Origin of the sequence: Maribacter litopenaei, from assembly GCF_025244665.1 — a bacterium.
GTDB classification, from domain to species: domain Bacteria; phylum Bacteroidota; class Bacteroidia; order Flavobacteriales; family Flavobacteriaceae; genus Maribacter; species Maribacter litopenaei.
In genome coordinates this window covers 2,192,921-2,219,373 of sequence record NZ_CP104205.1, presented here as the reverse complement: position 1 = coordinate 2,219,373, position 26,453 = coordinate 2,192,921, and the positions used below count along the sequence as shown (strand labels likewise).

24 protein-coding genes and 6 pseudogenes are annotated in these 26,453 nt (G+C 40.2%); 10 read left to right on the top strand and 20 right to left on the bottom strand.

Going from position 1 to position 26,453, the window contains the following annotated elements:
• Nucleotides 1-8: 8 nt before the first annotated feature.
• Nucleotides 9-1,364, bottom strand: a complete 1,356-nt coding sequence (locus NYZ99_RS12040) for a cytochrome ubiquinol oxidase subunit I (protein ID WP_260571395.1) — start codon at nt 1,362-1,364, stop codon at nt 9-11.
• 173 nt (nt 1,365-1,537) lie between these two features.
• Nucleotides 1,538-2,203 carry a peroxiredoxin gene (locus tag NYZ99_RS12035; protein ID WP_260571394.1) on the bottom strand — a complete coding sequence of 222 codons (666 nt, stop codon included), beginning with the start codon at nt 2,201-2,203 and terminating at the stop codon, nt 1,538-1,540.
• A gap of 735 nt (nt 2,204-2,938) precedes the next feature.
• On the opposite strand from NYZ99_RS12035, the gene NYZ99_RS12030 reads away from it, so the two are divergent.
• Nucleotides 2,939-5,236: a TonB-dependent receptor domain-containing protein gene (locus NYZ99_RS12030; protein ID WP_260571393.1), complete on the top strand. Its 2,298-nt coding sequence runs from the start codon at nt 2,939-2,941 to the stop codon at nt 5,234-5,236.
• A 44-nt stretch (nt 5,237-5,280) separates the two neighbouring features.
• Here NYZ99_RS12030 and NYZ99_RS21920 read toward each other — a convergent pair whose 3' ends face one another.
• From NYZ99_RS21920 to NYZ99_RS12020, 3 genes are read right to left on the bottom strand one after another with little or no spacing between them, the layout of a single operon-like run.
• A complete protein-coding gene (locus tag NYZ99_RS21920) occupies nt 5,281-5,427 on the bottom strand; it encodes a hypothetical protein (protein ID WP_338038990.1) in 147 nt (48 codons plus the stop codon).
• Nucleotides 5,408-5,878, bottom strand: coding sequence for a class I SAM-dependent methyltransferase (locus NYZ99_RS12025; protein WP_338038989.1), 471 nt, complete (start codon nt 5,876-5,878; stop codon nt 5,408-5,410). Before NYZ99_RS12025 ends, NYZ99_RS21920 begins: the two co-directional genes overlap by 20 nt.
• A 7-nt stretch (nt 5,879-5,885) precedes the next feature.
• Nucleotides 5,886-6,413, bottom strand: coding sequence for a DsrE family protein (locus NYZ99_RS12020; RefSeq protein ID WP_260571392.1), 528 nt, complete (start codon nt 6,411-6,413; stop codon nt 5,886-5,888).
• A 200-nt stretch (nt 6,414-6,613) separates the two neighbouring features.
• Here NYZ99_RS12020 and NYZ99_RS12015 point away from each other — a divergent pair, with 200 nt between their 5' ends.
• The 5 genes from NYZ99_RS12015 to NYZ99_RS11995 all read left to right on the top strand — a co-directional run bounded on the left by NYZ99_RS12015 (nt 6,614) and on the right by NYZ99_RS11995 (nt 8,885).
• Nucleotides 6,614-6,886 carry a hypothetical protein gene (locus tag NYZ99_RS12015; protein WP_260571391.1) on the top strand — a complete coding sequence of 91 codons (273 nt, stop codon included), beginning with the start codon at nt 6,614-6,616 and terminating at the stop codon, nt 6,884-6,886.
• Nucleotides 6,883-7,197: a c-type cytochrome gene (locus tag NYZ99_RS12010; RefSeq protein ID WP_260571390.1), complete on the top strand. Its 315-nt coding sequence runs from the start codon at nt 6,883-6,885 to the stop codon at nt 7,195-7,197. Before NYZ99_RS12015 ends, NYZ99_RS12010 begins: the two co-directional genes overlap by 4 nt.
• Before the next feature lie 8 nt (nt 7,198-7,205).
• Nucleotides 7,206-7,559: a c-type cytochrome gene (locus NYZ99_RS12005; RefSeq protein WP_260571389.1), complete on the top strand. Its 354-nt coding sequence runs from the start codon at nt 7,206-7,208 to the stop codon at nt 7,557-7,559.
• A 98-nt stretch (nt 7,560-7,657) separates the two neighbouring features.
• Nucleotides 7,658-8,281, top strand: a complete 624-nt coding sequence (locus NYZ99_RS12000) for a hypothetical protein (protein ID WP_260571388.1) — start codon at nt 7,658-7,660, stop codon at nt 8,279-8,281.
• Nucleotides 8,217-8,885 (top strand): hypothetical protein, encoded by a 669-nt coding sequence (locus tag NYZ99_RS11995; protein ID WP_260571387.1) that lies wholly within the window; start codon nt 8,217-8,219, stop codon nt 8,883-8,885. Before NYZ99_RS12000 ends, NYZ99_RS11995 begins: the two co-directional genes overlap by 65 nt.
• 170 nt (nt 8,886-9,055) lie before the next feature.
• Here NYZ99_RS11995 and NYZ99_RS11990 read toward each other — a convergent pair whose 3' ends face one another.
• The 3 genes from NYZ99_RS11990 to NYZ99_RS11985 form a co-directional block, all read right to left on the bottom strand.
• On the bottom strand, nt 9,056-10,363 hold the full coding sequence (locus tag NYZ99_RS11990; protein ID WP_260571386.1) for an NAD(P)/FAD-dependent oxidoreductase: 1,308 nt from the start codon (nt 10,361-10,363) through the stop codon (nt 9,056-9,058).
• A 155-nt stretch (nt 10,364-10,518) separates the two neighbouring features.
• Nucleotides 10,519-10,587 carry a YgaP family membrane protein gene (locus NYZ99_RS23210; protein ID WP_476738694.1) on the bottom strand — a complete coding sequence of 23 codons (69 nt, stop codon included), beginning with the start codon at nt 10,585-10,587 and terminating at the stop codon, nt 10,519-10,521.
• A complete protein-coding gene (locus tag NYZ99_RS11985) occupies nt 10,584-10,721 on the bottom strand; it encodes a YgaP family membrane protein (protein ID WP_476738687.1) in 138 nt (45 codons plus the stop codon). The genes NYZ99_RS23210 and NYZ99_RS11985 overlap by 4 nt, the downstream gene beginning before the upstream one ends.
• Nucleotides 10,722-10,921: 200 nt before the next feature.
• Here NYZ99_RS11985 and NYZ99_RS11980 point away from each other — a divergent pair.
• Nucleotides 10,922-11,802 (top strand): annotated as a pseudogene (locus tag NYZ99_RS11980) (sterol desaturase family protein).
• A 108-nt stretch (nt 11,803-11,910) separates the two neighbouring features.
• Here the strand turns inward: NYZ99_RS11980 and NYZ99_RS11975 are convergent.
• The 12 genes and pseudogenes from NYZ99_RS11975 to NYZ99_RS11920 all read right to left on the bottom strand — a co-directional run bounded on the left by NYZ99_RS11975 (nt 11,911) and on the right by NYZ99_RS11920 (nt 20,265).
• Nucleotides 11,911-12,516 carry a c-type heme family protein gene (locus NYZ99_RS11975; RefSeq protein WP_260571384.1) on the bottom strand — a complete coding sequence of 202 codons (606 nt, stop codon included), beginning with the start codon at nt 12,514-12,516 and terminating at the stop codon, nt 11,911-11,913.
• Nucleotides 12,517-12,526: 10 nt separating this feature from the next.
• Entirely contained in the window at nt 12,527-12,820 is a 294-nt protein-coding gene (locus tag NYZ99_RS11970) for a cytochrome c (protein WP_260571383.1), read from the bottom strand.
• Between the two features lie 160 nt (nt 12,821-12,980).
• Nucleotides 12,981-13,247: a heavy-metal-associated domain-containing protein gene (locus NYZ99_RS11965; RefSeq protein ID WP_260571382.1), complete on the bottom strand. Its 267-nt coding sequence runs from the start codon at nt 13,245-13,247 to the stop codon at nt 12,981-12,983.
• A 22-nt stretch (nt 13,248-13,269) separates the two neighbouring features.
• On the bottom strand, nt 13,270-13,596 hold the full coding sequence (locus NYZ99_RS11960) for a rhodanese-like domain-containing protein (protein WP_338038988.1): 327 nt from the start codon (nt 13,594-13,596) through the stop codon (nt 13,270-13,272).
• A gap of 355 nt (nt 13,597-13,951) precedes the next feature.
• Nucleotides 13,952-15,363 (bottom strand): annotated as a pseudogene (locus tag NYZ99_RS11955) (MBL fold metallo-hydrolase).
• A gap of 126 nt (nt 15,364-15,489) precedes the next feature.
• Nucleotides 15,490-16,906 (bottom strand): annotated as a pseudogene (locus tag NYZ99_RS11950) (MBL fold metallo-hydrolase).
• Between the two features lie 132 nt (nt 16,907-17,038).
• Nucleotides 17,039-17,850, bottom strand: a pseudogene (locus NYZ99_RS11945) (sulfite exporter TauE/SafE family protein).
• 71 nt (nt 17,851-17,921) lie between these two features.
• On the bottom strand, nt 17,922-18,554 hold the full coding sequence (locus NYZ99_RS11940) for a Crp/Fnr family transcriptional regulator (protein ID WP_260571381.1): 633 nt from the start codon (nt 18,552-18,554) through the stop codon (nt 17,922-17,924).
• An 8-nt stretch (nt 18,555-18,562) separates the two neighbouring features.
• Complete coding sequence (locus NYZ99_RS11935; RefSeq protein WP_260571380.1) at nt 18,563-18,952, bottom strand: DUF983 domain-containing protein; 390 nt, start codon at nt 18,950-18,952, stop codon at nt 18,563-18,565.
• Between the two features lie 127 nt (nt 18,953-19,079).
• Nucleotides 19,080-19,439 carry a DUF2200 domain-containing protein gene (locus NYZ99_RS11930; RefSeq protein WP_260571379.1) on the bottom strand — a complete coding sequence of 120 codons (360 nt, stop codon included), beginning with the start codon at nt 19,437-19,439 and terminating at the stop codon, nt 19,080-19,082.
• 26 nt (nt 19,440-19,465) lie between these two features.
• Nucleotides 19,466-20,059: a 3-keto-disaccharide hydrolase gene (locus tag NYZ99_RS11925; protein ID WP_260571377.1), complete on the bottom strand. Its 594-nt coding sequence runs from the start codon at nt 20,057-20,059 to the stop codon at nt 19,466-19,468.
• Complete coding sequence (locus tag NYZ99_RS11920) at nt 20,056-20,265, bottom strand: hypothetical protein (RefSeq protein ID WP_260571376.1); 210 nt, start codon at nt 20,263-20,265, stop codon at nt 20,056-20,058. Before NYZ99_RS11920 ends, NYZ99_RS11925 begins: the two co-directional genes overlap by 4 nt.
• Nucleotides 20,266-20,549: 284 nt before the next feature.
• Between NYZ99_RS11920 and NYZ99_RS22955 the strand changes: the two are divergent.
• The 3 genes and pseudogenes from NYZ99_RS22955 to NYZ99_RS22945 all read left to right on the top strand — a co-directional run bounded on the left by NYZ99_RS22955 (nt 20,550) and on the right by NYZ99_RS22945 (nt 26,451).
• A pseudogene (locus NYZ99_RS22955) lies at nt 20,550-23,875 on the top strand (transglutaminase family protein).
• 13 nt (nt 23,876-23,888) lie between these two features.
• Nucleotides 23,889-25,074 (top strand): annotated as a pseudogene (locus NYZ99_RS22950) (circularly permuted type 2 ATP-grasp protein); the annotation flags it as partial.
• A 168-nt stretch (nt 25,075-25,242) separates the two neighbouring features.
• Entirely contained in the window at nt 25,243-26,451 is a 1,209-nt protein-coding gene (locus NYZ99_RS22945) for an alpha-E domain-containing protein (protein WP_420845225.1), read from the top strand.
• Nucleotides 26,452-26,453: the final 2 nt, after the last annotated feature.

The window sequence follows — 26,453 nt, the reverse complement described above, 5'->3', positions numbered from 1 at the left end:
TTCTGCTCTTATGTATATTTTAAAAATTCGTCCGGATTTTCAGCTTCCTCATAAGGTCCATGCTTAATTTTTTTGTTCAGGGAATACAAAAACAACAAAAATAGAATCGTGTAGACTATCAGAAACAATACCAATGAGAACAGGATTTGATTTGCGGACACCTCCTGTGAAAATGCTTCGCTTGTTTTTAAATGCCCGTAAACAACCCAGGGTTGACGACCCATTTCCGCAGCGAACCATCCAACTTGGTTCGCTATTTGGGGCAATAATACCGAAAACGCAAAGATTTTGAGCAACCACTTTTTGTCAAATAATGTCCCTCGCCACCATAAATAACTAGCGTAAAGAGTCAATAGAATAAGAAACATGCCGATTGAAATCATTATATGATAAAACTGAAACACGGCATTGACCTGAGTGGGTATTTCATCCTTTGGGAAGGCATTCAGGCCTTTAATGGGCTTCTCAAAATCTTGATGTACCAAAAAGGATAAACCTCCAGGTATTCCCATACCAGTAACTTTACGGGTTTCATTGTTAACCCAACCAAATAGGTAAAGGTCAGCTGCTGCGGATTCCTCATAGTGGCCTTCCATAGCGGCCAGTTTGGCCGGTTGATGCTTGGCAACGCCATCAGCTGAACTATGACCCGAAACTAGTTGCGACAAAGAAATAACGGTAGCTACAAATAAAGCGATTTTGAATGCTTTTTTGGAAATCTGAACATATCTTCCCTTTAAAAGATAATAGGCATGAACGCTCAAGACCATAAAAGCACCCGCTAAAAATGCCCCTTGCCAAACATGGATAATTCTATCCACACTAGATGGGTTAAAAACCATGGCCCAAAAATTGGTTACCTCGGCCCTGGCACTTAGACCTTCACCTACAATATGGTATCCTGCGGGGGTTTGTTGCCAACTATTGGCGACCACTATCCGGACCGCAGAAAACATAGACCCTAAAAAAACACCAAGTGCGGATATGAAATGAACTTTTGGTGATACGCGGTTCCAGCCAAATAATAAAATCCCTAAAAAAGTACTTTCCAAACCAAAAGCGAATAGCCCTTCGGCTGCCAATGCACTACCAAAAATATCACCCACATATTTGGAGTATACGGACCAATTGGTGCCGAATTCAAACTCCATGATAATTCCCGTAGCCACCCCAATTCCAAAGGTTATGGCGAATATCTTTAACCAAAACCTAGTAAGAACTTCATAGTGCTTATGGCCAGTTTTAAGATACAAACCTTCCATAATGACCATAATCAAACCTATACCTATGCTCAGTGGTGGATATATGTAGTGAAAAGCAATAGTAAAAGCGAATTGAATTCCGGCAAGAATTTCTACATCCATAGTATTCGGTTTATTACAAAATTACGATTGGGGTACTTTTTATTGAGTAATATGGGTTACAATTCCTAAATTTTAACAAATATCATATACTTCCTTATGATGGTTTGGCCAATAGTCCTAAATGATAAAAAAATCGGTCTATTCTAAGGGAATAGACCGATGATGACTCTTGATTAAATACTTTTCTTGGCTAAATACCAATCCACTTTTTCTAGTGATTCGTCCTTAATCCGTTCATTTAACTCATCCAATGTTTTTGGTGGACTCACAATCACTTTGTCACCTTTTTTCCAATCCAATGGCATGGCAACTTTGTGTTTGTCGGAAGTTTGAAGGGCTTCCAACGCCCTTAAAATTTCGTCCATATTTCTACCTACGTTTAGTGGGTAGTACATAATCAAACGTATTTTTTTACTGGGGTCAATGAAAAATACGGCACGTACGGCGGCTGTTTCACTTTCATTAGGTTGCAGCATGCCATAAAGTTTAGATACTTTCATATCCAGATCGGCAATAATCGGAAAATCAAAATATACACCTGTATTTTCCCGTACGTTTTGTACCCAACCCAAGTGTGCATGAATGCTATCAATACTTAACCCCATTAGCTCTGTATTGAGTGCATCGAATTCGGATTTTCCGGTTGCAAAACCACTCATTTCCGTCGTACAAACGGGTGTAAAATCCGCTGGATGGGAGAACATTACGACCCATTTGTCTTTTGCAAAATCAGAAAATTTTATTTTACCTTTTGTTGTTACTGCTGTAAAATCAGGTGCTTGATCTCCAATTCTTGGCATTACATTCGTTGTTTCGGAAGTGTTACTTTCAGTATTCATAATAGATATTGTTTATTGAATTTTTAATTTTTGATAAATTTACACTATCATATAAAGTCGTGTAGTAACCTAGGTTACATAGGTATCTTTTTAACATTTTTTTAGGTTATAAGTCTTTAGAATAAATGCTTTAGTGTAAAATGTAAATTTTAGTGACTCTACTCTAGTATGTATAAAATTGAATTTCAATTGGTTGAAATGTTTTTTCCCAAGAACATGAAGGAATGTGACTTATGTCACTTTTAGAGTTTTGGTTCTTTTATAAATTCGCCACGTGAAAGTGAATACCTTAGCCATAACAATTTTGTTCCTGGTCATAACCATAGCCGGAAGCCTTAAAATAGCGGGCACTTTGGGGTATTATGCACTGTTCACCGAAGACTTCGTAGAGCGATTTTGTGAGAACAAAGAAAGGCCGGAGTTACAATGTAATGGCAAGTGCGCCCTTTCTAAAATGTTGGCTAAAAAAAAGCAGGAGGAAAGAAAGCCTTTCAACTTAGACTGGCTAAAAACGGAAACAATCCTATTTTTAGAAACTTTATCCGCGCTTGATTTTAAAGTTTTTTCGGTTTTGAAAAGGGTTTATGCAAAGCAAATAAACTTATACAATTTTCGTTTTGTGCCAGTCACAATAATACCTCCCGAGATACTAGGATTCTTTTTTCCAATTTCAATTTTCCGGGATGAGTGGTCATTTCCCGGACACATCTTATGTATAATATTTAAAGATTAAAAATGAATCTAAAATATCTTGGATTACTAGGGGCATTGCTCTTGGTCAATCTAATCAATGCACAAAATTTTAAAGGACAAATTCTGTCCGAGAATACTAAAGAAGTACTTGCGGGAGCCCATATTCGGACTACTGGAGGAACAACTGCCCATACAGACCTAAACGGTAAATTTGAAATCCTTATCAATGAAAACGGACAGGAAATCATTGTTTCTTTCGTAGGGCACGAGACTAAAGAAATTCAAGTTCTTCCCTCTGATCAAGTCTTGATAATTTATTTAAACGAGGCTCCCATTCAAATACAGGGCGTTTTGGTTACGGGTCATAGCAAGGACGATCCCGTCCACGTCATGGAAACCAATGATTATGCAAAAAAGATTGTTCAGCCACGGAATGTGGCGGATCTTTTTTCGGATGTTAATGGATTCTCCTTGATAAAACGAGGAAATTATGCGATCGACCCTAGTTTTAGGGCGTCTCAGTACGAACAATTAAATGTTCAGTTTGATGGGGGAACCAAGGTGATGCATGCATGCCCCAATAGAATGGATCCTATTACCACGCATGTAAATCCGGAAGAAATAGAAAAGATTGAAATCATCAAAGGACCATATACGGTGCGTTACGGTGCTACTTTTGGCGGTGTGATTAATATGGTGACTCAAAAACCTTCATCCCAAGACTATGGGCTAAGTGGTAGTATTGGTGCAGGGTACGAAACCAATGGTGAATCCATGGTAACCACTGCTCAAATTCAGCAGGCCACTGCAAAATACGATGTTGGCGGAACAATAGGATATCGGGATTTTGGAAATTATGAGGATGGCGATGGAACGGAAATTCCATCTTCTTTCAGAAGCTTGGAATATGGTGTTAAAGCAGGATATAATTTTAGCGATAACCAGCGGTTGCAGGCCAATTGGAGACAATCGTATGGAAGGGACGTTTTACATGCCGGGCTCCCCATGGACACGGATGAGGATAACAGTAGTATACTTTCCTTGGATTACAAGTTGACCGGGCTAGTTGGGTTGGTTAAGGATATAACGGCAAAAGCCTACTATAGTTATGTGGATCATATCATGTCAAATACCAATAGACCTTCTTTTATGATGACGGAAGCAATTTCTGAAATTGATGCCACTACGGCAGGAGGTAAATTGGAATTTAAACTCGTGCCGAATGACAAGCTTTCCTTGTACACAGGTTTAGATATATTAAATATTGCTCGTGATGGGGCTCGAACCCGTTTGGTAAAAAGGAATATGATGGGACCTTTGCCTACACCCATGGAATTTGTGGACAAGGTATGGCAGGATTCCTACATATATGATTTGGGTATTTTTGCAGAAACCAAATACCCTTTGTCTTCCCATACCATTTGGACGGCCGGTATTCGGTATGATAACATAACCTCTGAAATCAAAGACCCAGCGGACGACTTTGCAGCTTTATACCCTGATTTGGAAAAGCGTACCGAACATAACATAAGTGCCACTACCTCAATAAAATATGTCCCTTCAACGGAATTTATTATGGAGGTTGCCTATGGTAGGGGCGTGCGCTCCGCAAATATGATAGAGCGGGTTATCAACCATTTTACGGTTGGACAAGATCCTTATGAATATATAGGAAACCCCAATTTGGAGGCCGAGGTAAACAATCAGTTTGAAGTCGGGTTCAAAGGGAGGCTGCCTCTCTCTGAAGAAACTTCAGACGCTTTTAACTATAGTACTTCCTTTTATTATTCCTTGTATGAAAATTATATTGTTCCGATTATTGACGAATCCTTGACCCGAAAATATATGCCCGGTAATGAACCTGTAAACCCTAAAGTTTTTAGAAATCTGGATGAGGCCTATAAGACCGGTTTTGAAGTCATGGCAGGTTTTGATTTTTGGAATCACTTAAATTTCACAACGGAATTAGCCTATGTATATGCCAAAAACAAGGATTTGAGCGAATCCCTACCGTTAGTTCCTCCTTTGACTACACGGTTGAAGTTAGGCTATGAAACGGAGAAATTTTGGGCAAATGCGAATTACACAATAACCTCGAAGCAGGATGATATTGCACCTTCTTTTGGAGAACAGGTTACTCCAGGATATGAAGTATTGGATGTTAGACTAGGTATAATACCGGTTAGAAACGTTTCCTTGGGTGTGGCGGTTTTAAACGTATTCGATGCCACATATAATAACCACTTGAACTTTGCCTTTAATAATCAAGCTGGTTTTACGAATACACGTATCAACGATCCGGGAAGGAATTTCTCTGCTTTTTTGCAGTATAAATTCTAGTACTGTTTTCTAATAAAATGAATAATAAAAAAGGGGCTAATTCTTTAGCCCCCTTTTTTACCTGTAAACCGAATTACAGAAGCCTCACCCATATGGTATTGCCCTTCATTTAATTGAATTGTCAATTCCTCCAAATAACCAAATTGGATTCCTTGAAATTCACTTCTTATTTCATCTACGGAAAAGAGCATCTCCAAATTTTTTGGACCACCGAGAGGATTTTCCTAATTGTGATTTTGAAAAGGCCTCAAAAATAATCGTACCTCCAGGTTTTAAAAATGAAAGCAGGTATTCATGTGCTTTTGGGCGTATTTCCTTTGGAAAATGTACATAACTAAACCCAAGGACATCAAATTGCTTTTCCGCTCTATATTCAAGAACATCACATACTTGGTAATCCAATTCAAAACCAAAAGGTCGAATTAATTCGAGGGCCTTTTGTTTGCCGGATTCACTATAATCAAAACAGTGTACTTTCCAACCTTTTTGTAAGGCATACAGGGCGTTTCTACCTTCACCTTCGGCAGGAAGTAAAATACTTCCGGGTTTTAAAAGTTCTAGCTGCTGTTTGAAGAACTCATTTGGCTCGGTGCCATAGGCAAACGTTTCCTCGGAATATCTTTGGTTCCAAAAATCCTGCATTGAAAAACTAGGGCATTAAGGCATAACCTTGTAGTTGGTAATTCGCCAAAACGGTCATGGCAGAAAGGGCCAATTCAGTATTTGGGTTGAGGTCTTCGGCAGTAATGTTTCGTGCCGCCGTAGCCTGTGCGCAAACAAAGAGTTCTACCCCATAGTTTTTTAAAAGGCCCAATAATTCTGTATTGGGATTCACTTTATCGTACTTTACCTGATGTTTGGTATCGTTCAATGTCGCAAAGGTAGCCGCCCCATGTATGGCAGCTACAATATGGACTTTATCCGAAGGGATATCTGCAGACCCCAACATATTGATAACGCGCGCAATTTTCCATAGCCCCTTGTTCACGCCGTCCATTTCAGAATCGCTGGTGATGTCAAATACCAATTTGTACTCTATTGAAGCATCGGGCTGTACGGCCACGTCCTTGAAATTTTTTATTTTACCATATCCCTTTATAATCGGTGTCTCCCACTCTTGAGCCATAGAGAGGCTGATACATAATAGGGTGATAACTAGGCTAATTCTTGATTTCATATAGTACATTTCTAATGTTTTTATGTTTAGACTGATTTAAATTGAGCGGAGCATTTTTGGTTTGGCCCACAACTCATAATATTGTCAGTAAGTTTACGAAAATATCGTTTCATTTTGGGTTTATTTGTAACAATTGTTACTGTCTTGTCTAGGCCTAAACACTAATTTCGTTGGTCTTTTAAAAGTTTGTAAACTTGGATATGGAGCATTTTGGATATTTGGTAAGACGTCTTTTTTGGCTATTTGTCATTGCCCTTTCGTTGATTACCGCGCTTTTTATTGCCCTGTTAACATATCGCCCAAGCCTAACAAGCCTAGAAGAAGTTCAATTGGTTGAAGAGAATCCCGAAGAGTGGCAACCCGGAGATGTATTGGCTGCTTTTGAAGATGGCAGTATGGCTCCCAATGTTAAGTCAGGTTTTTTGTTGGTTTCCCAAACCCCGGGTGAAATGGATCCCAGGCTAAAGATGTGAACAAAAGATATGCTGGCAATAACCTATCCTGCACTAACTGCCATTTACAATTTGGAACACAGGCAGGTTCCGGATCCTGGGTTGGGGTGGCGAATCGATTTCCCCAATTTGGAGGAAGGGCAAATGCTGTTGGCGATTTACAGGACCGCATTAATGGATGTATGGAACGCAGCATGAACGGTAAAAAATTACCCAAAGATTCAGATGAGATTTTGGCCATTGTAGCCTACATGGAGTGGTTGGGTGAGGGATTGCCAAAAGAAAAGGAGAACGAGTACAAAGGATATCCAAAAATAAAAATACCGAAGTAAAGGTTGATTTGGCAATAGGAAAATTGGTCTATGATAAGGAATGTATGGTCTGTCACGGAGCGGATGGTCAAGGGATTAAAAAGCCGGATGTAGAAAATGGATATCTGTACCCACCTCTATGGGGCCCCGATAGTTTTAACAATGGTGCCGGGATGCACCGAGTTATTACTTCTGCCGAATTCATTAAAAGTAATATGCCCTTTGGATTGGCTACCTATAAAAATCCAAAACTTACAGATGAGGAAGCCTATCATGTGGCGGGATATATTAATAGTTTTGATCGTCCAGTAAAGAGCCATACAGAAACAGATTATCCGGATAAGAAACTAAAACCTGTGTCCACTTCCTACGACCTTGGGTAGACAATTTCTCTCAAGAACAGCACAAATATGGTCCTTTCCTTCCGATAATGGAGTACTATAAGGAGCACTATAATATTGAAAAGTCCAAATAGGGGTTCATGCAAAAAATATATCTTTTATTGTTCTTGCCATTTTTGTTGCATTCCCAAAATCCGACCGAGTCTCAGGTACAAGGAACGCTATCCGGACAATGGCGGAGTTATTACATGAATACGGTCAATAAAGGCGACCTTAAGGATTTTAGGGCTTTAGCTACAGGGGGATTCTTGAAATATGAGTTGAAATTTGGAAATAATCTTAGGTTGGGCTCTGCCTTGTACAATTCCACCAATATGGGTTTACAGGATTTGACCGTTCCCGATGGAACTACTGGAAGACTGAGTCGTTATGAGGAGGGGCAATTCGACCGGTTGGATTTGGAAAATGATGCGGTCTTTTTATTGGGGGAATTGTATTTGGAGTATCAACTAAAAAAGCATCGATTTACACTAGGAAGGATAAAAATCAATACCCCATTGATAAATCCACAAGATGGGAGAATGATACCCACCTTGGTCCAAGGTTTTTGGTACAAATACAAAGCCTCCCCGAATGGTACGTTTCAATTTGGGGTACTAAATGAAATAGCCCCCCGTTCCACAGGAAGATTTTATACAATTGGCGAGAGTATTGGCACATACCCTGTTGGAAGGTCTATTTCTCGGAGCACCAAGTCTTTATGAAGGAAATACTTCATCAGACTTTATTCTCATGTTTAATTCCAATTTTAAATTAACCGAGAAACTACAATTGGATTTTTGGAATTATTATGTGGACAATATTTACAATACGGTGTATGTTAAGCCCAGCTTACAACTCAGTGAAAAGTGGATATTGAACGCGGAATGGTTGCATCAGAATAGAATAGGGGATGGGGGCAACGCTTTGGATGAATTCAGGTATTTCGCACAAGCCTCTTCGGACCTTTTGGGATTACAATTGAATTATCAACAAGGAAAATCGAAACTTTCCCTAGGATATGATCATATACTTCCGGGCGGTCAGTTTATATCTCCCCGCGAATGGGGTAGGGAAGACCTTTTTAGTTTTCAAAAAAGGGAACGAAGTGAAGGCTCCGCGGACAACCATGCGGTGGTGTTGACCTATGGGAACGCTTTTCCCATTATAAACGATAAAGTGGATGTGCGGACTATCTTTAGTGTAGGTAGACAGTGGAAACCCGCTGTCACCGACGCAGAAAATAATAAGTATGCCATGCCGGATTATACCCACATTAACTTGGATCTCTTTTTAAATATAAAGGGGTTAAACAATTTAAAACCGTGAACTTTTGGTAACCGGAAAAATAGGCAATGGGGACATACCGGACAATCCTAATTTTTACTTTAATAAAGTGGATATGCTCCACATAGATTTTATTTTAAACTACAATTTTTAAAGGGCACAAAAAAAGGATGAAACTTAAAGCTTCATCCTTTTAAATTAGGGGATTTTGATTAAACATCCTTTCCTTGCATCATTTTGTTCCAATATAAATAAGGAAGTCCATATTTTTTGAGCATCCACAATCTCCAATGTTCTTTGGAAGAATCGGAAATGAGCATCTGTTTTAACTTTGGATCGGGCGTAAAATTATTGTTGTAGTCAAACTCCGCCAAAACCATCTTTCCATAATCGGTTACCAAGGGACATGAAGAGTACCCGTTATAGGCTTTTGTGCCCATCGATTGTGTTTTAATAAGTTTATCTATGTTATCCACTACAATAGGTACCTGCTTACGGATGGCCGCTCCGGTTTTAGCTGTAGGTAACGCTGCTACATCGCCCAATCCAAAAATATTGGGGTACTTATTGTGCTGCATTGTTTTGTGGTCTACGTCCAACCAACCCGCATCGTTTACCAATACGGAATCCTTTACAAATTTTGGGGCTACCGAGGGTGGAGCTGTATGGAGCATGTCATAATGAATTCCATATCGGTCACCATCTACCGTTACTTTTACATCTTTATAGTTATATTGGAAAGATTCGTCCAAATGCCGATCATCATCTTCCCCTGCCATGACAACACAACCACCTGCCGTAATATCTTTCCCCAACTCATACCAAGCTATTTTTTTATCACCATCCACGGCCACCAGTTTATGGAAGAAGCGAAGGTTGATATCTTTTCTATCCACCACTTTCATTAAGGTTCGAGCAATTTCCTTCACGCCGAAAATTACGGTGCCTCCAGTAGCAAAGACCACATCGGTTTTATCCCTGACCCCACTTTTCCTAAAATAGCTTTCGGCCAAATACATTATTTTTTGTGGTGCCCCACCACATTTTATAGGTGTTGTAGGTTGGGTAAATAGGGCCGTACCCCCTTTGAAATTTTTGATGACGTCCCAAGTATGTTTTGGATCCGTATAATTACTACAAACCACTCCCTTGTCCATCGCATCTCCAAGTCCGGGAATCAGACTAAAATCATAAGCCAGCCCAGGAACCACCACCAAGTAGTCATAGGATATATCACCACTGGAGGCCGTGTGTACTATATTGTTTTCGGGATCAAACCCCGTGGCCTTATCCTTAATCCAAGTCGCCTCCTTTGGCATCACAGAAGACATGGGCCTTGCGGTTTTATCGTAATCATAAGTGCCAGCACCCACCAAAGTCCATGCAGGTTGGTAATAATGTGTGTCTGAAGGTTCAATTACCGCAACGTCCTTTGCATGCTTTTGTTTTATTAGTTGGGCAGCGACCATGATGCCTGCTGTTCCCCCACCAATAACAAGTATTTGATGATGTGAGCTCATTTTGATTAATTTTTGTTCAACCTGATAAATATAAGAGCTAATTTTTATGAATTATGTAACAATTGTTACAAAGCCTTAAATTTTTATGATAGGGGTCATAAAAAAGGCCGATTCCTAATAGGAAATCGGCCTTTTCATTGCGATTAAAATGATATTTATTTTGTTTTACAGGTATTGATTCCGAAGAGCGTGTACAACGGACAAAAACTTATTAAGCTTGTCAAAACAAAAATGGCTGCCGAGCCATCAATACATAAGCTAAAGTACCTCCAATGACATTGAAATAGTAAAGGGCAAATACTGCCAAAGCAATTATAATTCGGATGGTTTTGTCCGCGGTTCCCATATTTTTTTTCATAATTAAGTAATTAATTGGTTATACTGATTTTTAAATTGAACTTAGGTAAGCCTATTGTTTAAATTGCGACAAAGGTTTTAGCCTTACTGTTCATGTAAAATTGTAACTACAATATAGTGATATTACTGGAATCGTTTTGTAACCAAAGTTACCGAACCTTACGGGATAGGAAGCTATATTTGAAAATGTAAACTAATGATATGGAATATCTTGAAGCATTTTACAATTCTTTTTTAGGAACGTTAAACTGGATCTGGAAATCCATCATTTTTGAAGTCCCTTGGTATACCAATTACTTTTGGGGACTTATCCTTATCTCTTTATTAGTTTGGGGACTGGAGATACTCTTTCCATGGCGTAAAGATCAGGGGGTTTTTAGAAAGGATTTTTGGCTGGATGCTTTTTATATGTTTTTCAATTTCTTCATCTTCGCTATTGTCATTAGTGGTGTGTACAAGGTACTTCAGTTATTGTTTAGGGATATAGGAATCACTGCCAAAAGTCTTGCCGTAATCGATTTTACCGCGTGGCCTTCTTGGGCGCAATTATTGGTTTTTTTCCTGATTTTGGATTTTGTTCAGTGGTTTACCCATATACTTTTGCATAGGTATGAGGTCCTATGGAACTTCCACAAAGTTCACCACAGTGTAAAGGAAATGGGCTTTGCAGCTCATTTACGGTACCACTGGATGGAAAATATACTGTACAAACCCCTAAAAACTTTTGGTGTGATGATTCGGGAGGTTTTGAGCCGGAGCAGGCCTATATTGTTCACTTTTTAGCCATTGCAATTGGTCATTTCAACCATTCCAATATCAAAATCACTTGGGGGCCTTTAAAATATCTTTTTAATAACCCGGTCATGCATTTGTACCACCATGCCTATAATTTGCCTAAGGGGAAAAGATATGGGGTGAACTTCGGTATAAGTCTAAGTCTCCGGGATTATATTTTTAGGATCAATTATATTCCTGAAGAAAGTGGAACCATTCAACTTGGCTACCCGGGCGATGAGCATATGCCACAAGATTTTATTGGTCAGAATATTTCAGGATTCGGTATAAGGAAGAAAAAACAGTGATTTACTTGTCGGTATTGCTTTGTAAAACAAGGCTCCAAATACCCCGAACTTCATTGATGGTATAATCGGTAGCGGCATCCGTAGGGTATCGCTCCTTTAAAATGTTAGCTACTTCGGACTGATATCTTGACCCGGTTTTCCGTGGCATTTTAGGCACATGTCGTTTGTGACGATGGGATAGTAGAAATGGGCCTCATCACCGTTCTCGATTATGATAGGATCATAGTTTTCTTGAGCTTCCACTTTTTTCTTGAAATAACCAATGTGCTCCATTTCTTCTTGATTGGCTTGGTTTAGGGGATTTCTAGCTTTATCCGATACCCTTTTGATTTTAGCCTGATGTACAGTAGCCATACTGTCCGTTAATGGATAGGCATTCTCATTGCAGAACTGGAGAGCGGCCACTGGATCCTCGTTCTGCATTTTTCCCATCAAATTTTTGCCAAGGACCTTTTGTGTATTCCTCGCTATTTCAAGTCCTGTTTCCTTTAGGGATTTAAGAGGGGAGTCCGGTTTCGAATGTAAAACCTTTCCTTGTTGCTTATAGTTTCCTTTTCCATGGCCTTGTTCCCAATGCTCCTTAAACCAACTAGGTTCCTCAATTTTATATTCATACATAAAATCAGAAATGAGCTTGATATCCGCTTCGGAAAAGGGTTGATAGGGCATAACACCAAACCTCTTTAAAGCCCCCTTCATCTTTCCTTTTTCCATAGTGGGTTTTTCAACAAAATTCCAAATGGCATTGCCAAATTCCTCTTTGCTTGGATTCCCCATCATATATCTCGGCCTTAATTGCGGCCATAGGCGGTGCGATTCGCGCATCCTCACCGGCATCCGGACCATGGCAGACATAACATTTCGCCTCCATTAGCTCTTTGCCTTTATGGGATGATTCTTGCGAAACTACAGGTGCGTTCGCATCCAACTTGGATAGGGGCTTTTTTGTTTTTTCTGAATCCTTACAATTTACCAGCCCGAGTATGAGAAATACATATAGAAGATTTTTTAGGTACATAACTTAGAATATTAATTTTTTGATTTAACCTCCTAACAATCCGGTAGCCCCCCCTTATTCGGGAAAGCCTTATATATAAAAACTCCCATACCCATAATCCTTAAGATTGTACTTTTTTTACGATTCTTTTGTAGTTACACTACATCCCCAATTTAGTAGGCTACCTCATTTTACCGGTGGCACAGCTCACATAGGATTTCAACATGGACATAGTAGTGTTTTCCATATCCACCGATGGGTATCCAATTTTTTGGAGTTTATTCTTTACGCTGATGGCTTCGTCCAAATCCGTATACTCAAACGATACGGTTGAGGATTCAACATGTACCTGCACATTGGAAATATGTTTTAATTCCGAGATTTTATCGATAATGGTTTTTGCACAACCACCACACTTAAGATTTTGTACGATCAATGAAGCCTTCATATCTGAATGTTTTTAAATCTTCCTATCTCCACGAATTATATCCTCCCCGTAAATCGTATATTTCGGTGAAGCCCATTCCCACAAGTTTCCGAGCAGCTTTTTGACTTCTTGCCCCGGACCTGCAGTATACATATACGGGCTGATTTTTATCCAATTTTTCAAAGGCATTCTTAAAATGGGAGGCATTGAAAAAGTCTATGTTTATCGCTTTTTTAATGTGGCCACCATTGTATTCCGCTGGCGTTCTCACATCAACCAATTGTACTTTTTTGCCGGAGATGGCTTCTGCATATTCATTTTTGTCCGAGAATGACGATGTTTCCTGTATCAGTTGTGGTTTTAGAGCCAAATAATGTGCTAAGAAATGACATGTTCAAGAATTTTAAAGTGAGTACTTAATAAAAGGAGACAGACTTTTTGGTCTGCCTCCCTTAAACAACCAACCAATTAAAAACAATCAGATTAATACCTATCCCTAAATATCAATCGATTTTGTTACTACGGCCTTTCACCATAGTACAGTAAAGGTAAAACGGGAATAAAGCATCTACAGTAACCATGGTTACACAAGAGAAAAAAATTAAGAAAAAAGATTTCACTTAGAGCATAGGAACAAAAGACCCATTATAAAATTGATCAATTTTATAATGGGTCTTTAAGTGAAAAGTAGTTTGAATGTTTTTGACTTACATCAAACAGCTGAGTTATAATGTGGATGGGCAAACATATTCAGATACAGGTATACCAGCCTCATTGATGGCCTTAAAACCACCTTTAACATCAATTAAATTATGAATACCCCTACTTTTAAGAATGGAAGCCGCGATCATACTTCTGTATCCTCCTGCACAGTGTACATAAAATGTTTCGTTGTCCGGGAATTCAGATAAATGGTCGTTCAAATAATCCAAGGGTGTGTTATGGGCCTCCAAAACATGTTCTGATAGATATTCGCTGTTTTTTCTAACATCGAATACGGGTACATCTTCTTTTTCCAATTCTGCTTTTAATTCCTTAGCATCGACTTGACTTACCGTATCGTATTCCATGGATGCCTTTTTCCAAGCCTCAAATCCTCCTTCCAAGTATCCCAAAGTATTATCAAAACCAACCCTGGACAATCTAGTGACCGCTTCTTCTTCCAGGCCTTTTGGGGCTACCAATAATATAGGTTGCTGAACATCTGCAATCAAGGCGCCTACCCATGGAGCGAAGCTACCATCCGAGACCAATAAATATGGATCTTGGAATATGCCCTTTAGCAAAGTCGGCCGCATTTCTAACGTCCAATACTACGGCACCAGTCTCATTGGCGGCAGCCTCAAAGGCTTTTGGGGACAAGGCCCTCGTACCTCTTTCCAATACCTGCTCAATATCCTCGTATCCTTCCTTATTCAGCTTCACGTTCAAAGGAAAATACTGTGGTGGGGGCAACAGCCCTTCCGTAACTTCTTCAATAAATTCCTCTTTGGTCATATCCGCCCTAAGGGCGTAATTCATTTTTTTCTCGGTTGCCAAGGGTATCTACCGTTTCCTTCATCATGTTCTTACCACAGGCAGAACCAGCGCCATGAGCTGGATATACGATAACATCATCTGATAGGGGCATAATTTTTTCCCTAAGACTATCATACAGGAATCCAGCAAGGTCCTTTTCGGTCAATACACCCATTTTTTGGGCCAGGTCCGGCCTACCTACGTCGCCCAAGAACAAAGTGTCACCACTGAAAATAGCGTAGTCCTTCCCATCTTTGTCCCTTAAGAGATAGGTGGTGCTTTCCATGGTATGTCCTGGAGTATGCAAGACTTTTATGGTTACTTCTCCCAATTTGAATTCCTGATTGTCCTCGGCTATAATGGCTTCGAAGTTAGGATTGGCGTTAGGACTATAAATGATGGGAGCTCCAGTTTCTTTGGCCAATGTAACGTGACCGCTTACAAAGTCGGCATGAAAATGCGTCTCAAAAATATACTTGATCTTAGCATCGTCCAGCTTGGCCCTATTGATATAAGGCTTTACTTCCCTAAGAGGGTCGATAATGGCAACCTCACCCTTACTCTCTATATAATAGGCTCCCTGTGCAAGGCAACCGGTGTAAATTTGTTCAACTTTCATAGGTACACAGTTTTTAATTGAATACAAAATTACTAATTGCAATTTACTAAATTGGTAACAAAGGTTACATTGACTCAAAAACAAAAAAGCCCCTAAATTAGGGGCTTTTTACACTATATCAATCTTCTACAACATTGTAGAGGGGCATACGTATTCTGACTTTGGTAGGGCTGTTTTGGAAAGATCTTCAAAACCGCCTTTCACGTCTGCAAAATCCTGCCAACCACGTTGTTTTAGTATAGAGGCTGCAATCATGCTCCTATACCCTCCTGCACAATGCAATACAAAGGTGCTGTCTTTAGGAAATTCTGCCAAATGTTGATTTATTTCATTTAATGGAATATTTATGGCGCCAATTAGGTGTTCGGAATCATATTCACTTTTTTTACGAACATCGATGATCAACGGTTTTTCGTCTTTCATGGCCATTTCCAATTCCTTGGCGGAAATGCGGCCCACCGTTTCAAATTCCTTACCGGAATCTTTCCAAGCGTCAAAGCCACCTTTTAGAAAGCCAACAGTATTGTCATAACCCACCCTTGATAGACGGGTGATGGCCTCTTCCTCTTTACCATCATAGGTTACCAATAGAATTTCCTGTTTTATATCCGGAATCATTTCACCTACCCACTGGGCAAAACTACCTTCCAAACCTATGTTAATACTGTTTGGGATAAACCCTTTGGCAAAATCCTCGGCATTTCTTGTATCCAAGACCAAAGCGCCGGTTTCATTTGCCACAGCTTCAAAAGCTTCGGGGGAAGTAGGGGGTAGTGGCCCTATCCATAATAGTGTCCAAACTATCATACCCTTTGATGTTCATCAAAACATTTTTTGGGAAATAGCCTGGTGGTGTTGTAAGTCCGGTTAACAATTCCTTTATGAATTCCTCTTTGGTCATGTCGGCACGCAATGCGTAATTCACTTCTTTTTGGTGGCCCAAGGTATCCGTTGTTTCCTTGCTCATCATTTTGCCACAGGCAGAGCCAGCCCCATGATTGGGGTATACGATGAGGTCATCGCTCAATGGCATAATTTTGTTTCTGAGCGAGTCAAATAGGTGGCCTGCCAATTTTTCTTCTGTCAATTCCGAAACTACATGCTGAGCCAAATCGGGTCTTCCCACATCTCCAATAAATAAGGTATCCCCAGTTATAATTCCATGTTCATTGCCATGTTCATCAATTAAAAGATACGTGGTACTTTCCATGGTATGGCCCGGGGTATGGATAACCTTCACCTTGTAATCCCCTACCTCAAAAATTTGTCCGTCTTCCGCTGTAATGGCTTCATAGGCAGGTTTTGCTCCCGGTCCAAATACAATTTCAGCTCCAGCTTTTTTCTGTAAATCCAAATGTCCGCTCACGAAATCTGCGTGAAAATGTGTTTCAAAAACATATTTAATCTTGGCATTATCTTTTTTTGCTCGGTCCAAATATGGCTGTACTTCCCTTAAAGGATCAAATACTGCGGCAACACCCTTACTTTCAATGTAATAGGCGGCATGCGCTAGACATCCGGTATAAATTTGTTCGACTTTCATGATTACTATTTTTTTATGGTTCACTCTTTAAAAGTAAATATCATAAAAGGAGTCTACAGTTACTTTGGTTACACAGGAAAATAAAAAAACCTGCCGTTTTGGACAGGTTTCAAAATCTTGTAAAGTCGGTGCTTAGACAATGGTGAAAAATTCCATATAAAAGATGAATGACGCCATCACCGGAATAAAATAACCGAAGCCTTTTTTCAGTTTATTTCCATCTATAAAATTTCCGATATAACTACCGATGAAGATTCCCAAAAAGGAAAGGCCGGTAAACAATAGCAGAAAAAACCAGTTGATTTCCATTGTCAAGGCATCTCCCAAAAAGAATCCCATAAGGGATTTTACCGCAATGATAATCAATGAGGTTCCTACTGCAACCTTCATTTCTACATTGGCCAAAATTACCAGCGCAGGTATAATCAAAAACCCCCCACCAGCTCCTATTAGGCCTGTAATACCTCCAACTAGTAGGCCTTCGGCCAAAATGAGCGGGTAATTGTATTTTACTTCACCGCCTCCTTTTTTTAATACTTCCTTTTTGGTTTTTAACATGGAATAGGCCGCGGGAATCATTAATAGGGCAAATAGCCCAAACATTCCCATGCGGCGTGTGAACTGAAAATTATCTATTTCCAATAAAACATCGGGTAAAATGGGAACAAGGTAATGCCTGACCAAAGTAACACCGATAATGGCCGGTATGCCAAAAACTATGGCTGTTCGCCAATCCACGTAACCTTTTAGATGTTGTTTCCATCCACCAACAAGGGCACTCGCGCCTACAATAAAGAGTGAGTAAGCTGTGGCGACTTTCTCATTTACAGAAAACAAATAGGCCGAACTGGCACGGCCGAAATTGAACCCCCACCGCCTATAAGGCCAAGAGATATTCCAATAATCAACGCACTGATATAACCAAATATGTGGAGCACTTCCATGTAATTTTATAATTATTGGTGCGAAGCTAGTGCACCTTAGGAAGGTTTGCAGTAACATTGGTTACAGAGGATTATAAATCCAAAATTTTTATGTAGTTGCGGTGTAGCTCAACGAACCCCATCTGTTCCAGCTTTTTCAACAACCTAGAAATCACTACTCCGGAACTATGGAGTTCGTAGGCGATTTCTTGATGGGTATTGTTAATGATATCGCCCTTGTTGATTCTCGCCTTCTCTTTAAGGTAACTGATCAAGCGGGCATCCATTTTATCAAAGGCTATACTATCCAGGGTACTTAGTAGTTCATTCAACCTCTCATGATAGCTGTTAAAAACGAAATTTCGCCACGATTTATATTTTACGATCCATTCCTCCATTTTTTGCATGGGAACCATAATCAACTTACTGTCCGTTTCCGTTATGGCGCGAATTTCACTTTTGGAATCTCCCATACAGCAGGCCAAGGTCATAGAACAAGTATCCCCTTTTTCTAGATAGTATAGCAATAATTCGTCGCCATCATTATCTTCTCTAAGGATTTTTATAGCTCCGGAAATCAGCAGAGGCATTCCCTTGATATAGTCACCGATTTCAATGAGTTTGTAACCTTCCGGTACTTCTTTGTAAGTACCAACTTGTGCTATTTCGTTGATCAATTCCTTTTCAAAAATTGAACCGTAACTTTCTGTGAGCTCCTGTATCATTGAAGTACTTATTTAACTTTTTCCGCAATTTCTTTATTATAGTCAAAGAAGAAATTGGCCCAAATAGATTTTGATACTGCCGCAATCCATGGCATGGTCAACACGAGAACGGCCACAATTGATCCAAAGAGACCAAGTATGCTTAATTCCAAACCAAATATAAGTGTCAAAACGTACACTGCGACTGCAACAGCAACTCCTACAGCATAGGAAACATACATACTACCATAATAAAAACTTGGCTCAATACTATATTTGAGATTGCATTTTGGGCAATGTTCCTTCACTTTATTAAAATTACTTAATTTGTAAGGATGGGCTTCTAAAAATGCACCCTCGTGACATCTAGGACATTTTAAAAATAGAATACTATATAGTTTGGAACCTTTGCTAAACATACCTTGGAATTTTGCCACAAAAATAAATTATATAAACGGTTATATAGGTAACCTTTGTTACAGACGTTGGGGGACTTTTTTTAGTTGAAGTTCTGCCAAAGGTTTAATTTATCTTAATGCTAACAATCTATTGACGTAAAATCTTTTCCATGGATTTTCCTTTTGCCAATTCATCTACCAATTTATCCAAATACCGAACCTTTTGCATCAGTTTGTCCTCAATCTCCTCAACCCGATGGCCACAAATTACCCCAGTAATTTTAGAAACATTTGGATTTAGACGCGGGGCTTCCTCAAAAAATGTCTCAAAATTCGTTTTACTCTCAATGATCTTCGCCAAGGATTCCTGATCATAACCTGTCAACCAGAAAATAATGTTATCTACTTCTTCTTTTGTTCTACCCTTTTTTTCGGCTTTTGCAATGTAATGGGGATATACTCCCGCGAAGGACATGGTATAAATTCGATGTTTTTTAGTTTCGCTCATGATTTTAAAAAAATGTAAACTTAGAATTATAATCTCCTGAGCCAAATATTTCGAAAGCTAATGGGTTCACTTGGGTCTCCGTGAGCCTGTAGGCGAATAGGGGAAGGACTATGATTTCGGTAGCTTGGTGGATCTATCCATGGGGTTATGCCCTTAAGTTCATAATGATTTTGGACTAAGACTCCATTATGTAATGCAGTAACCGTTGCAGGAGAGGATAAACTGCCATCCTCATTAAATCCGGGTGCTTTCCATACGATATCATAGGTCTGCCATTCTCCTGGTTTCTTTGCGGCATTCGCTAAAGGAATGGATTGTTTGTACATAGACCCTACTTGGCCGTTAACATAGGTTTCATTGTTATAATTGTCCAATATTTGGATTTCATATCCGTCTTCGAAAAGGCCACTTTCATCTAGCCCAAGGTACGCTAAGAAAATTCCGCTATTTCCTCGGCTTTGACCCTCTCCAGTAATCTCCTCGGGAATGCGATACTCTAAATGCAGTTGGTAGTCCATGTACGCATCTTTCGTGGTCAAACTACCCGCTTTTTTATTAACTGTCAATATGCCGTTGTCCACTTTCCAGGTCTCCGGATTATCCGGGTTGTCATAGGTCACTTTTCTAAATCGGATCCATCAAAAAGGACAATAGCATCTGAAGGTGCCTCACTGGATTTCTTGCCCGGGGTAACCTTTGGAGGTACAGGTTCGTAGACCTCCGTTTTCCGGGATTCCTTATACATTTTTTCCCAGTCCGGTTCCTGTGCCACACCTAATAAAGTAGTTGAAATGGCTGCAATCGTTAGCGTTAATTTGGTTTTCACTTGGTTAATATGTTTTTGAATTAAATATTTTGGTATAGGTTTAAATTGTTTTAGAACATTCTGATAAATGAGTTCGCAAAGAATTCCAACGTAATCTATAGCAAGATAGTGATTCCAAATTTCTATGGAGATATGGTATATTTTATATGGACAGATAAAATGTTATTTCTGCAAAAAAAATCCCTGGAACTATCATTTGGATAAAAATCACAAGGAAACAACTTTAAAAATCGATTATTGGAAATTAAGTCTTTATCTTAGTTAGGCTTGAAACAAATGATTTTATGGCTTTAAAAGTTGCAATTAAACATAGTACCGAGATATAAATATGATAGAAGGGTAAATCTTTCACCCCATATATTCCGGCTAAGACCGGCGCCCCACAGCAGAACCCCAATTGAAGCGTATTCCATTAAGATAAAGCCGAGAAAACCATTTTTTTAATTGGCAGCAAGATCCATTTGGGAATTACTTAGCTCGACTGGTCTTTCCGGAAAAAACGGATGAGCTTTCCATAGATGTGGAAATTATTGCCGATATGAAAACGATAAATCCCTTCGATTTTTTCGTAGAGGAATCGGTGGAGGATTTTCCGTTTACCTACAAGCCAGATCTCAAAAAGGAATTACTACCCTATTTGGAAATTACAGAGGATGGTCCCTTTTAAAGGAATGGCTGTCCAACATTGATAGAACTCCTAGGCGTAGTATCGATTTTTTAACGGGACTCAATCAGGATTTATATAATTTTCTGAATTATACCATCCGTATGGAGCCTGGGGTACAGACCTGTGAGGAAACACTGGAAAGAAAACTGGGTTCCTGTAGGGATTTCGCGTGGCTTTTGGTACAGACACTTAGACATTTAGGGTTGGCGGCACGCTTCGTCTCGGGTTATTTGGTGCAGTTGAAAGCGGATGAAAAATCATTGGACGGTCCGTCCGGCCCTGAGGAGGATTTTACCGATTTGCATGCTTGGGCCGAGGTATATCTGCCAGGTGCAGGTTGGATTGGTCTAGACGCAACCTCCGGACTTTTGGCAGGAGAAGGACATATTCCCCTTGCCTGCACACCTTCGTTTGAAAGTGCTGCTCCGGTATACGGATTGACCGATCCCTGTGAAACCGAGTTTGAGTTCGATAATTCCGTGACCCGAATTTTTGAATCCCCCCGAGTGACAAAACCTTACACTGAAGACCAGTGGCAGGCTATTTATAATCTCGGATTTGCGGTCGAGGAAGAGTTGCAAGAAAATGATGTGCGTTTGACTATGGGGGGAGAACCAACGTTCGTATCCATAGACGATATGGAATCGGAAGAATGGAATACGGCCGCTGATGGTGACCATAAACGGCAATTGGCAAGTTCCCTTTCGCTCCGTTTGTTGGATACTTTTGGTAAAGGTGGACTATTGCACCATGCCCAGGGTAAATGGTACCCTGGTGAACCATTGCCCCGCTGGCTTATAGGGATCCATTGGAGAAAAGACGGTGAGATGGTTTGGGAAAACCCTGAGTTACTAGCTTCCTTTACCAAAAAATATGAGCTTCCGGACAATATTACATCCACATTTTTAAAATCTCTAACCAAGTTTTTGAAGTGTTCAGATGAATCGATTATCCCAGCCTATGAAGATGCTTTCTACTTTTTATGGGAAGAACGCAAACTTCCCTTAGATATAGACCCAAAGGAATATAATGAAAAGGATACCGCCCTTAGGAAAAAATTGGGTGAGGTCTTGGAACAGGGCGTCGGTAAAAGTGTTGGACATGTATTGCCATTGAATAAAAAAGGTAATCGATGGATTACAAATCCATGGGAGTTCAGAGGTACCCATCTCTTCTTGAGTCCGGGTAACTCGCCCATAGGTTTGCGTTTGCCATTGGAATCTTTACCAAAAAATCCAAAAATTCCATCGGAACCTACTGCCGAGCCGGAATTGTTCGAGGCCAAGCCCCATTTAAAGCCATATGGGCACGATTTGAATGAACGAATGCAAAGTGATGGGATGAATGCCGATAAAAATCATCCCTTTGTTCGAACTGCCATATGTACGGAAGTCCGTGAGGATAAATTGTTTTTGTTCTTGCCACCATTGGACAGTGCCGATGATTTCTTGGATTTGATAGCCAGTATAGAAGCAACGGCAAAAGAATTAAAGGTTCCCGTTATTTTGGAAGGATATGAACCACCACGGGATAACCGTTTAGAGGTGTTAAAAGTAACGCCGGACCCTGGAGTTATAGAGGTCAACGTACACCCCGCAAATAACTGGAAGGAACTTACTGAAAACACCCTAAAACTGTACGAGGAAGCAAAGAAGTCCCGTTTGGGTACCGAAAAGTTTATGTTGGACGGTAAACATACGGGAACAGGTGGAGGAAATCACGTAACGCTTGGCGGGCCAACTCCGGGTGACAGTCCGCTATTACGAAATCCACAGTTATTACGTAGTTTGTTGACCTTTTGGCAACATCACCCGGGTCTTTCTTACCTATTTTCTCGGAGCGTTTATAGGACCTACGAGTCAGGCACCACGGGTGGATGAAGCACGATTGGAGAATTTGTATGAATTGGAAATTGCATTTTCCCAAATCCCGGAGGACAAAGAAGTCCCATTTTGGTTAACAGACCGTCTCTTTAGGCATTTGCTGACGGATATCACAGGTAATACCCATCGGGCGGAATTTTGTATCGATAAATTGTATTCCCCGGATTCTTCATCGGGTCGTTTGGGAATTTTGGAACTTCGTGCTTTTGATATGCCCCCTCACGCCCAAATGAGCTTAATGCAGATGTTATTGGTTCGTACACTGGTATCTTGGTTTTGGAAAAAACCGTATAAGCACGATTTGGTACGATGGGGTACGGAACTTCATGATAAATTCCTGTTAGAACACTACGTGAAAGAGGATATAAAAGATATAGTGGAACAACTGAACGATGCGGACTACCCATTTAAATTGGATTGGTTCGACCCATTTTTCGAATTCCGTTTCCCATTGTATGGAATGGTAGAAATCAATGGAATACAAATGGAACTGCGAATGGCTATAGAGCCTTGGAACGTATTGGGCGAAGAAATGTCCGGTAGGGGAACGGCAAGATATGTAGATTCCTCATTGGAAAGGGTACAGGTGAAAGTGAAAAATTTCACCGAAGAAAGGTATACCTTGACTTGTAATGGAATTAAAGTGGAATTAAGTCCCACAGGAACCAAGGGTGAATATGTAGCAGGTGTTAGATTTAAGGCATGGGAGCCCTGGTCTGCCCTCCATCCGACCATTGGCGTAGATACACCGTTGGTTTTTGACATTGTCGATGACTGGAACAAAAAATCCATAGGGGGTTGTACCTACTTTGTTTCGCATCCGGGCGGTCGTTCATATGATACCTATCCCGTAAATAGCTATGAGGCAGAATCGAGGAGAATCAATCGATTTTGGGAGTTTGGGCACACCCAAGGTGAAGTCACACCGATGGAAGTGGCTCCTTCAACAAATTTTGCGGGCAGAATGGTACAACCTAAGGTTGCTTCGAATACATTTGCATACAAAGAGATACCTATAAATCCGGAATATCCCCATGTAACGGATTTAAGAAAGAAGTAATTAGCAGAATTTAATGTCCACAACTACGAAGGCAAGCTGGTTAAATACCTATTCAACAAAATTTGGGAATGACGAGTTGTTCAACTCTAGCAATGAGGTAAAGGGGTATTGGAAAAAACTGTTCACCAGTTTCGATAAATTGGGCGAAAATGGACTTTCAGGTCGTCAGAAGGATATCGATTGGTTGCTTTTGGAGAATGGGGTCACTTACAATGTATATAATGATCCACAAGGTATGCACCGTCCTTGGAATCTTAATGTGGTTCCACTGGTCATGCATAGAAGTGAGTGGGAAACGATAGAAGCGGGTTTAAAACAGAGGGCCGAGTTATTGAATTTGGTTCTAAAGGATGCCTATGGGGAGCGCAGGTTGATAAAGGACGGCATTATTCCACATGAGGTAATTTATGGGCATAGGGGCTTTTTAAGACAGTGTTCGGAATTGAATACACGACTGAAAAGCTACTCTCAATTTATGCGGCCGATTTAGCCGGAGGCACTGACGGTAGATTATGGGTGGTGAATGATCGTACTGAGGCACCCTCGGGAATGGGATATGCCCTAGAAAATAGGTCTACAACCAGTAGGACACTCCCGAAATGTATTCTAAGATGAACGTAACCCGTTTATCGAGCTTCTTCATGGAATTTCATCAAATGTTGATTGATGCTGCCCCTGGAAAGAAGGACAACCCCAACATTGTCATTTTAACACCTGGATCCCATAACGAAACCTATTTTGAGCATGCCTATATGGCTTCGTTTTTAGGATACCCCTTGGTACAGGGGAATGATTTGGTGGTACGGGATGGATTCCTTTGGATGAAATCCTTACAAGGTTTAAAAAGAATAGATGTGGTTCTCCGTAGGGTAGACGACGCCTTTTCGGATCCTTTGGAACTTAGGGAGGATTCCCATTTGGGTGTTGCCGGTCTTCCGGATGTGGTTCGAAGAAAGAATGTATCTGTTATCAATCCGGTAGGAAGCGGGGTCATAGAAAATCCAGGTTTGATACCCTTTATGCCCGCCATTTCAAGATATTTTTTAAATGAGAATCTAATCCTTCCTCAAATCGCGTCTTGGTGGTGTGGGCAGGAAAAGGAGAAAAACTATGTACTAAACAATCTCTCAAATCTAGTAGTTAAACGAATAGATAGGACCAACAGGGAAAGTATCTATTTCGGCAAGTTTTTGAGTTTTGACCAATTGGAATCCCTTAAAGCACAGATATTACAGAGACCTTATAGATTTGTAGCCCAGGAGCAAATAAATTTTTCAACGGCACCTAATCTCACACAGGGCTCCTTGGAACCTAGAAATGTGGTTACCAGGGCATTTTCAATTGCCTATGGTAATCAGTACAGTGTGATGCCTGGTGGATTGGTAAGGGTGGCCCCGGATAGCAAAACAGTACGTGTATCCAATCAAAGAGGGGGTACAAGCAAGGATTTTTGGGTAGTTGGTGATCAGATAGTTAAAGAGGATAAAAACAAGAATTGGGAACAGAAGTCAGCTATCGCCTTATCCGGGCTGGATGACTTGCCCAGTCTTACTGCGGAGAATTTGTTTTGGGCAGGGAGATACGTAGGTCGTACCCTTGTGAATGCCCGTTTTATCAGAACGGTTATGCGTCAAATGGCCATGATGCAAAATAGGGATGAGAAACCCGATTCCATAAAAATTCAGGTTCTTTTAAAAGCCGTTACACATATGACCGGTACCTATCCTGGTTTTTCGGAAAAGACCAAGGAAGGCACTCCTGCTATGGATAACCCCTATGAGGAAATGCTTTCCGTAATACGTGATAAAGATAGGGTGGGTAGCTTGGCCCATACCATTGGTATGTTCAGCAATTCTTATTATTCCATTCGTAACCTTTGGTCATCGGATATGTGGCGGGTTTTTGAAAATATACAAAAACTATGGCAAAGTTTTCAAGAGGAAGAAAACCCCTCTATATTGAGAATTCTAAAAGTACTTAATCAATTAATTACCCGGTTAATTGCCTTCATGGGGCTTATTGAGGAAAGCATCATGGTCCAGCAAGGATTATTGCTTTACTTCATTGGTCTGCAATTGGAACAGAGTATGTTGACTATAACGAAGTGCCGCTCTTTATTGGCCGTAAAATACGATACACAGGTTGAGTACGACCTGTTGGAATATCTCCTTACCAGTCATGAAAGTTTAAATATTTACAGGTATAGTTATCGCTCCTATATTCAATTGGAGCATGTTTTGGATTTGGTAATTACGGATGTTGAATATGCCGGATCCTTGACTTTTATGATAAAGAGGTTGCAGAAGGATATTGCTAGATTACCTCATTCAAGAAAAGATCAGCAGTTGACCAATTATCAGAAATATGTTTTTAGTGCCTTTTCAAAGTTGCGACTTTCGGATTCTTCAAAATTAAGTTTGACGAAATCTAAGAACGACGTGGTACGCCAGGAATTGGACATCTTACTTGAGGAGCTTTCGGATTTATTGTACAAGACCTCCCAATCCATCACTGGTACCTATTTTAACCATACAGATAGACAGACCCAAATGTTTACACAGTCTTTTCCCATTTAAAT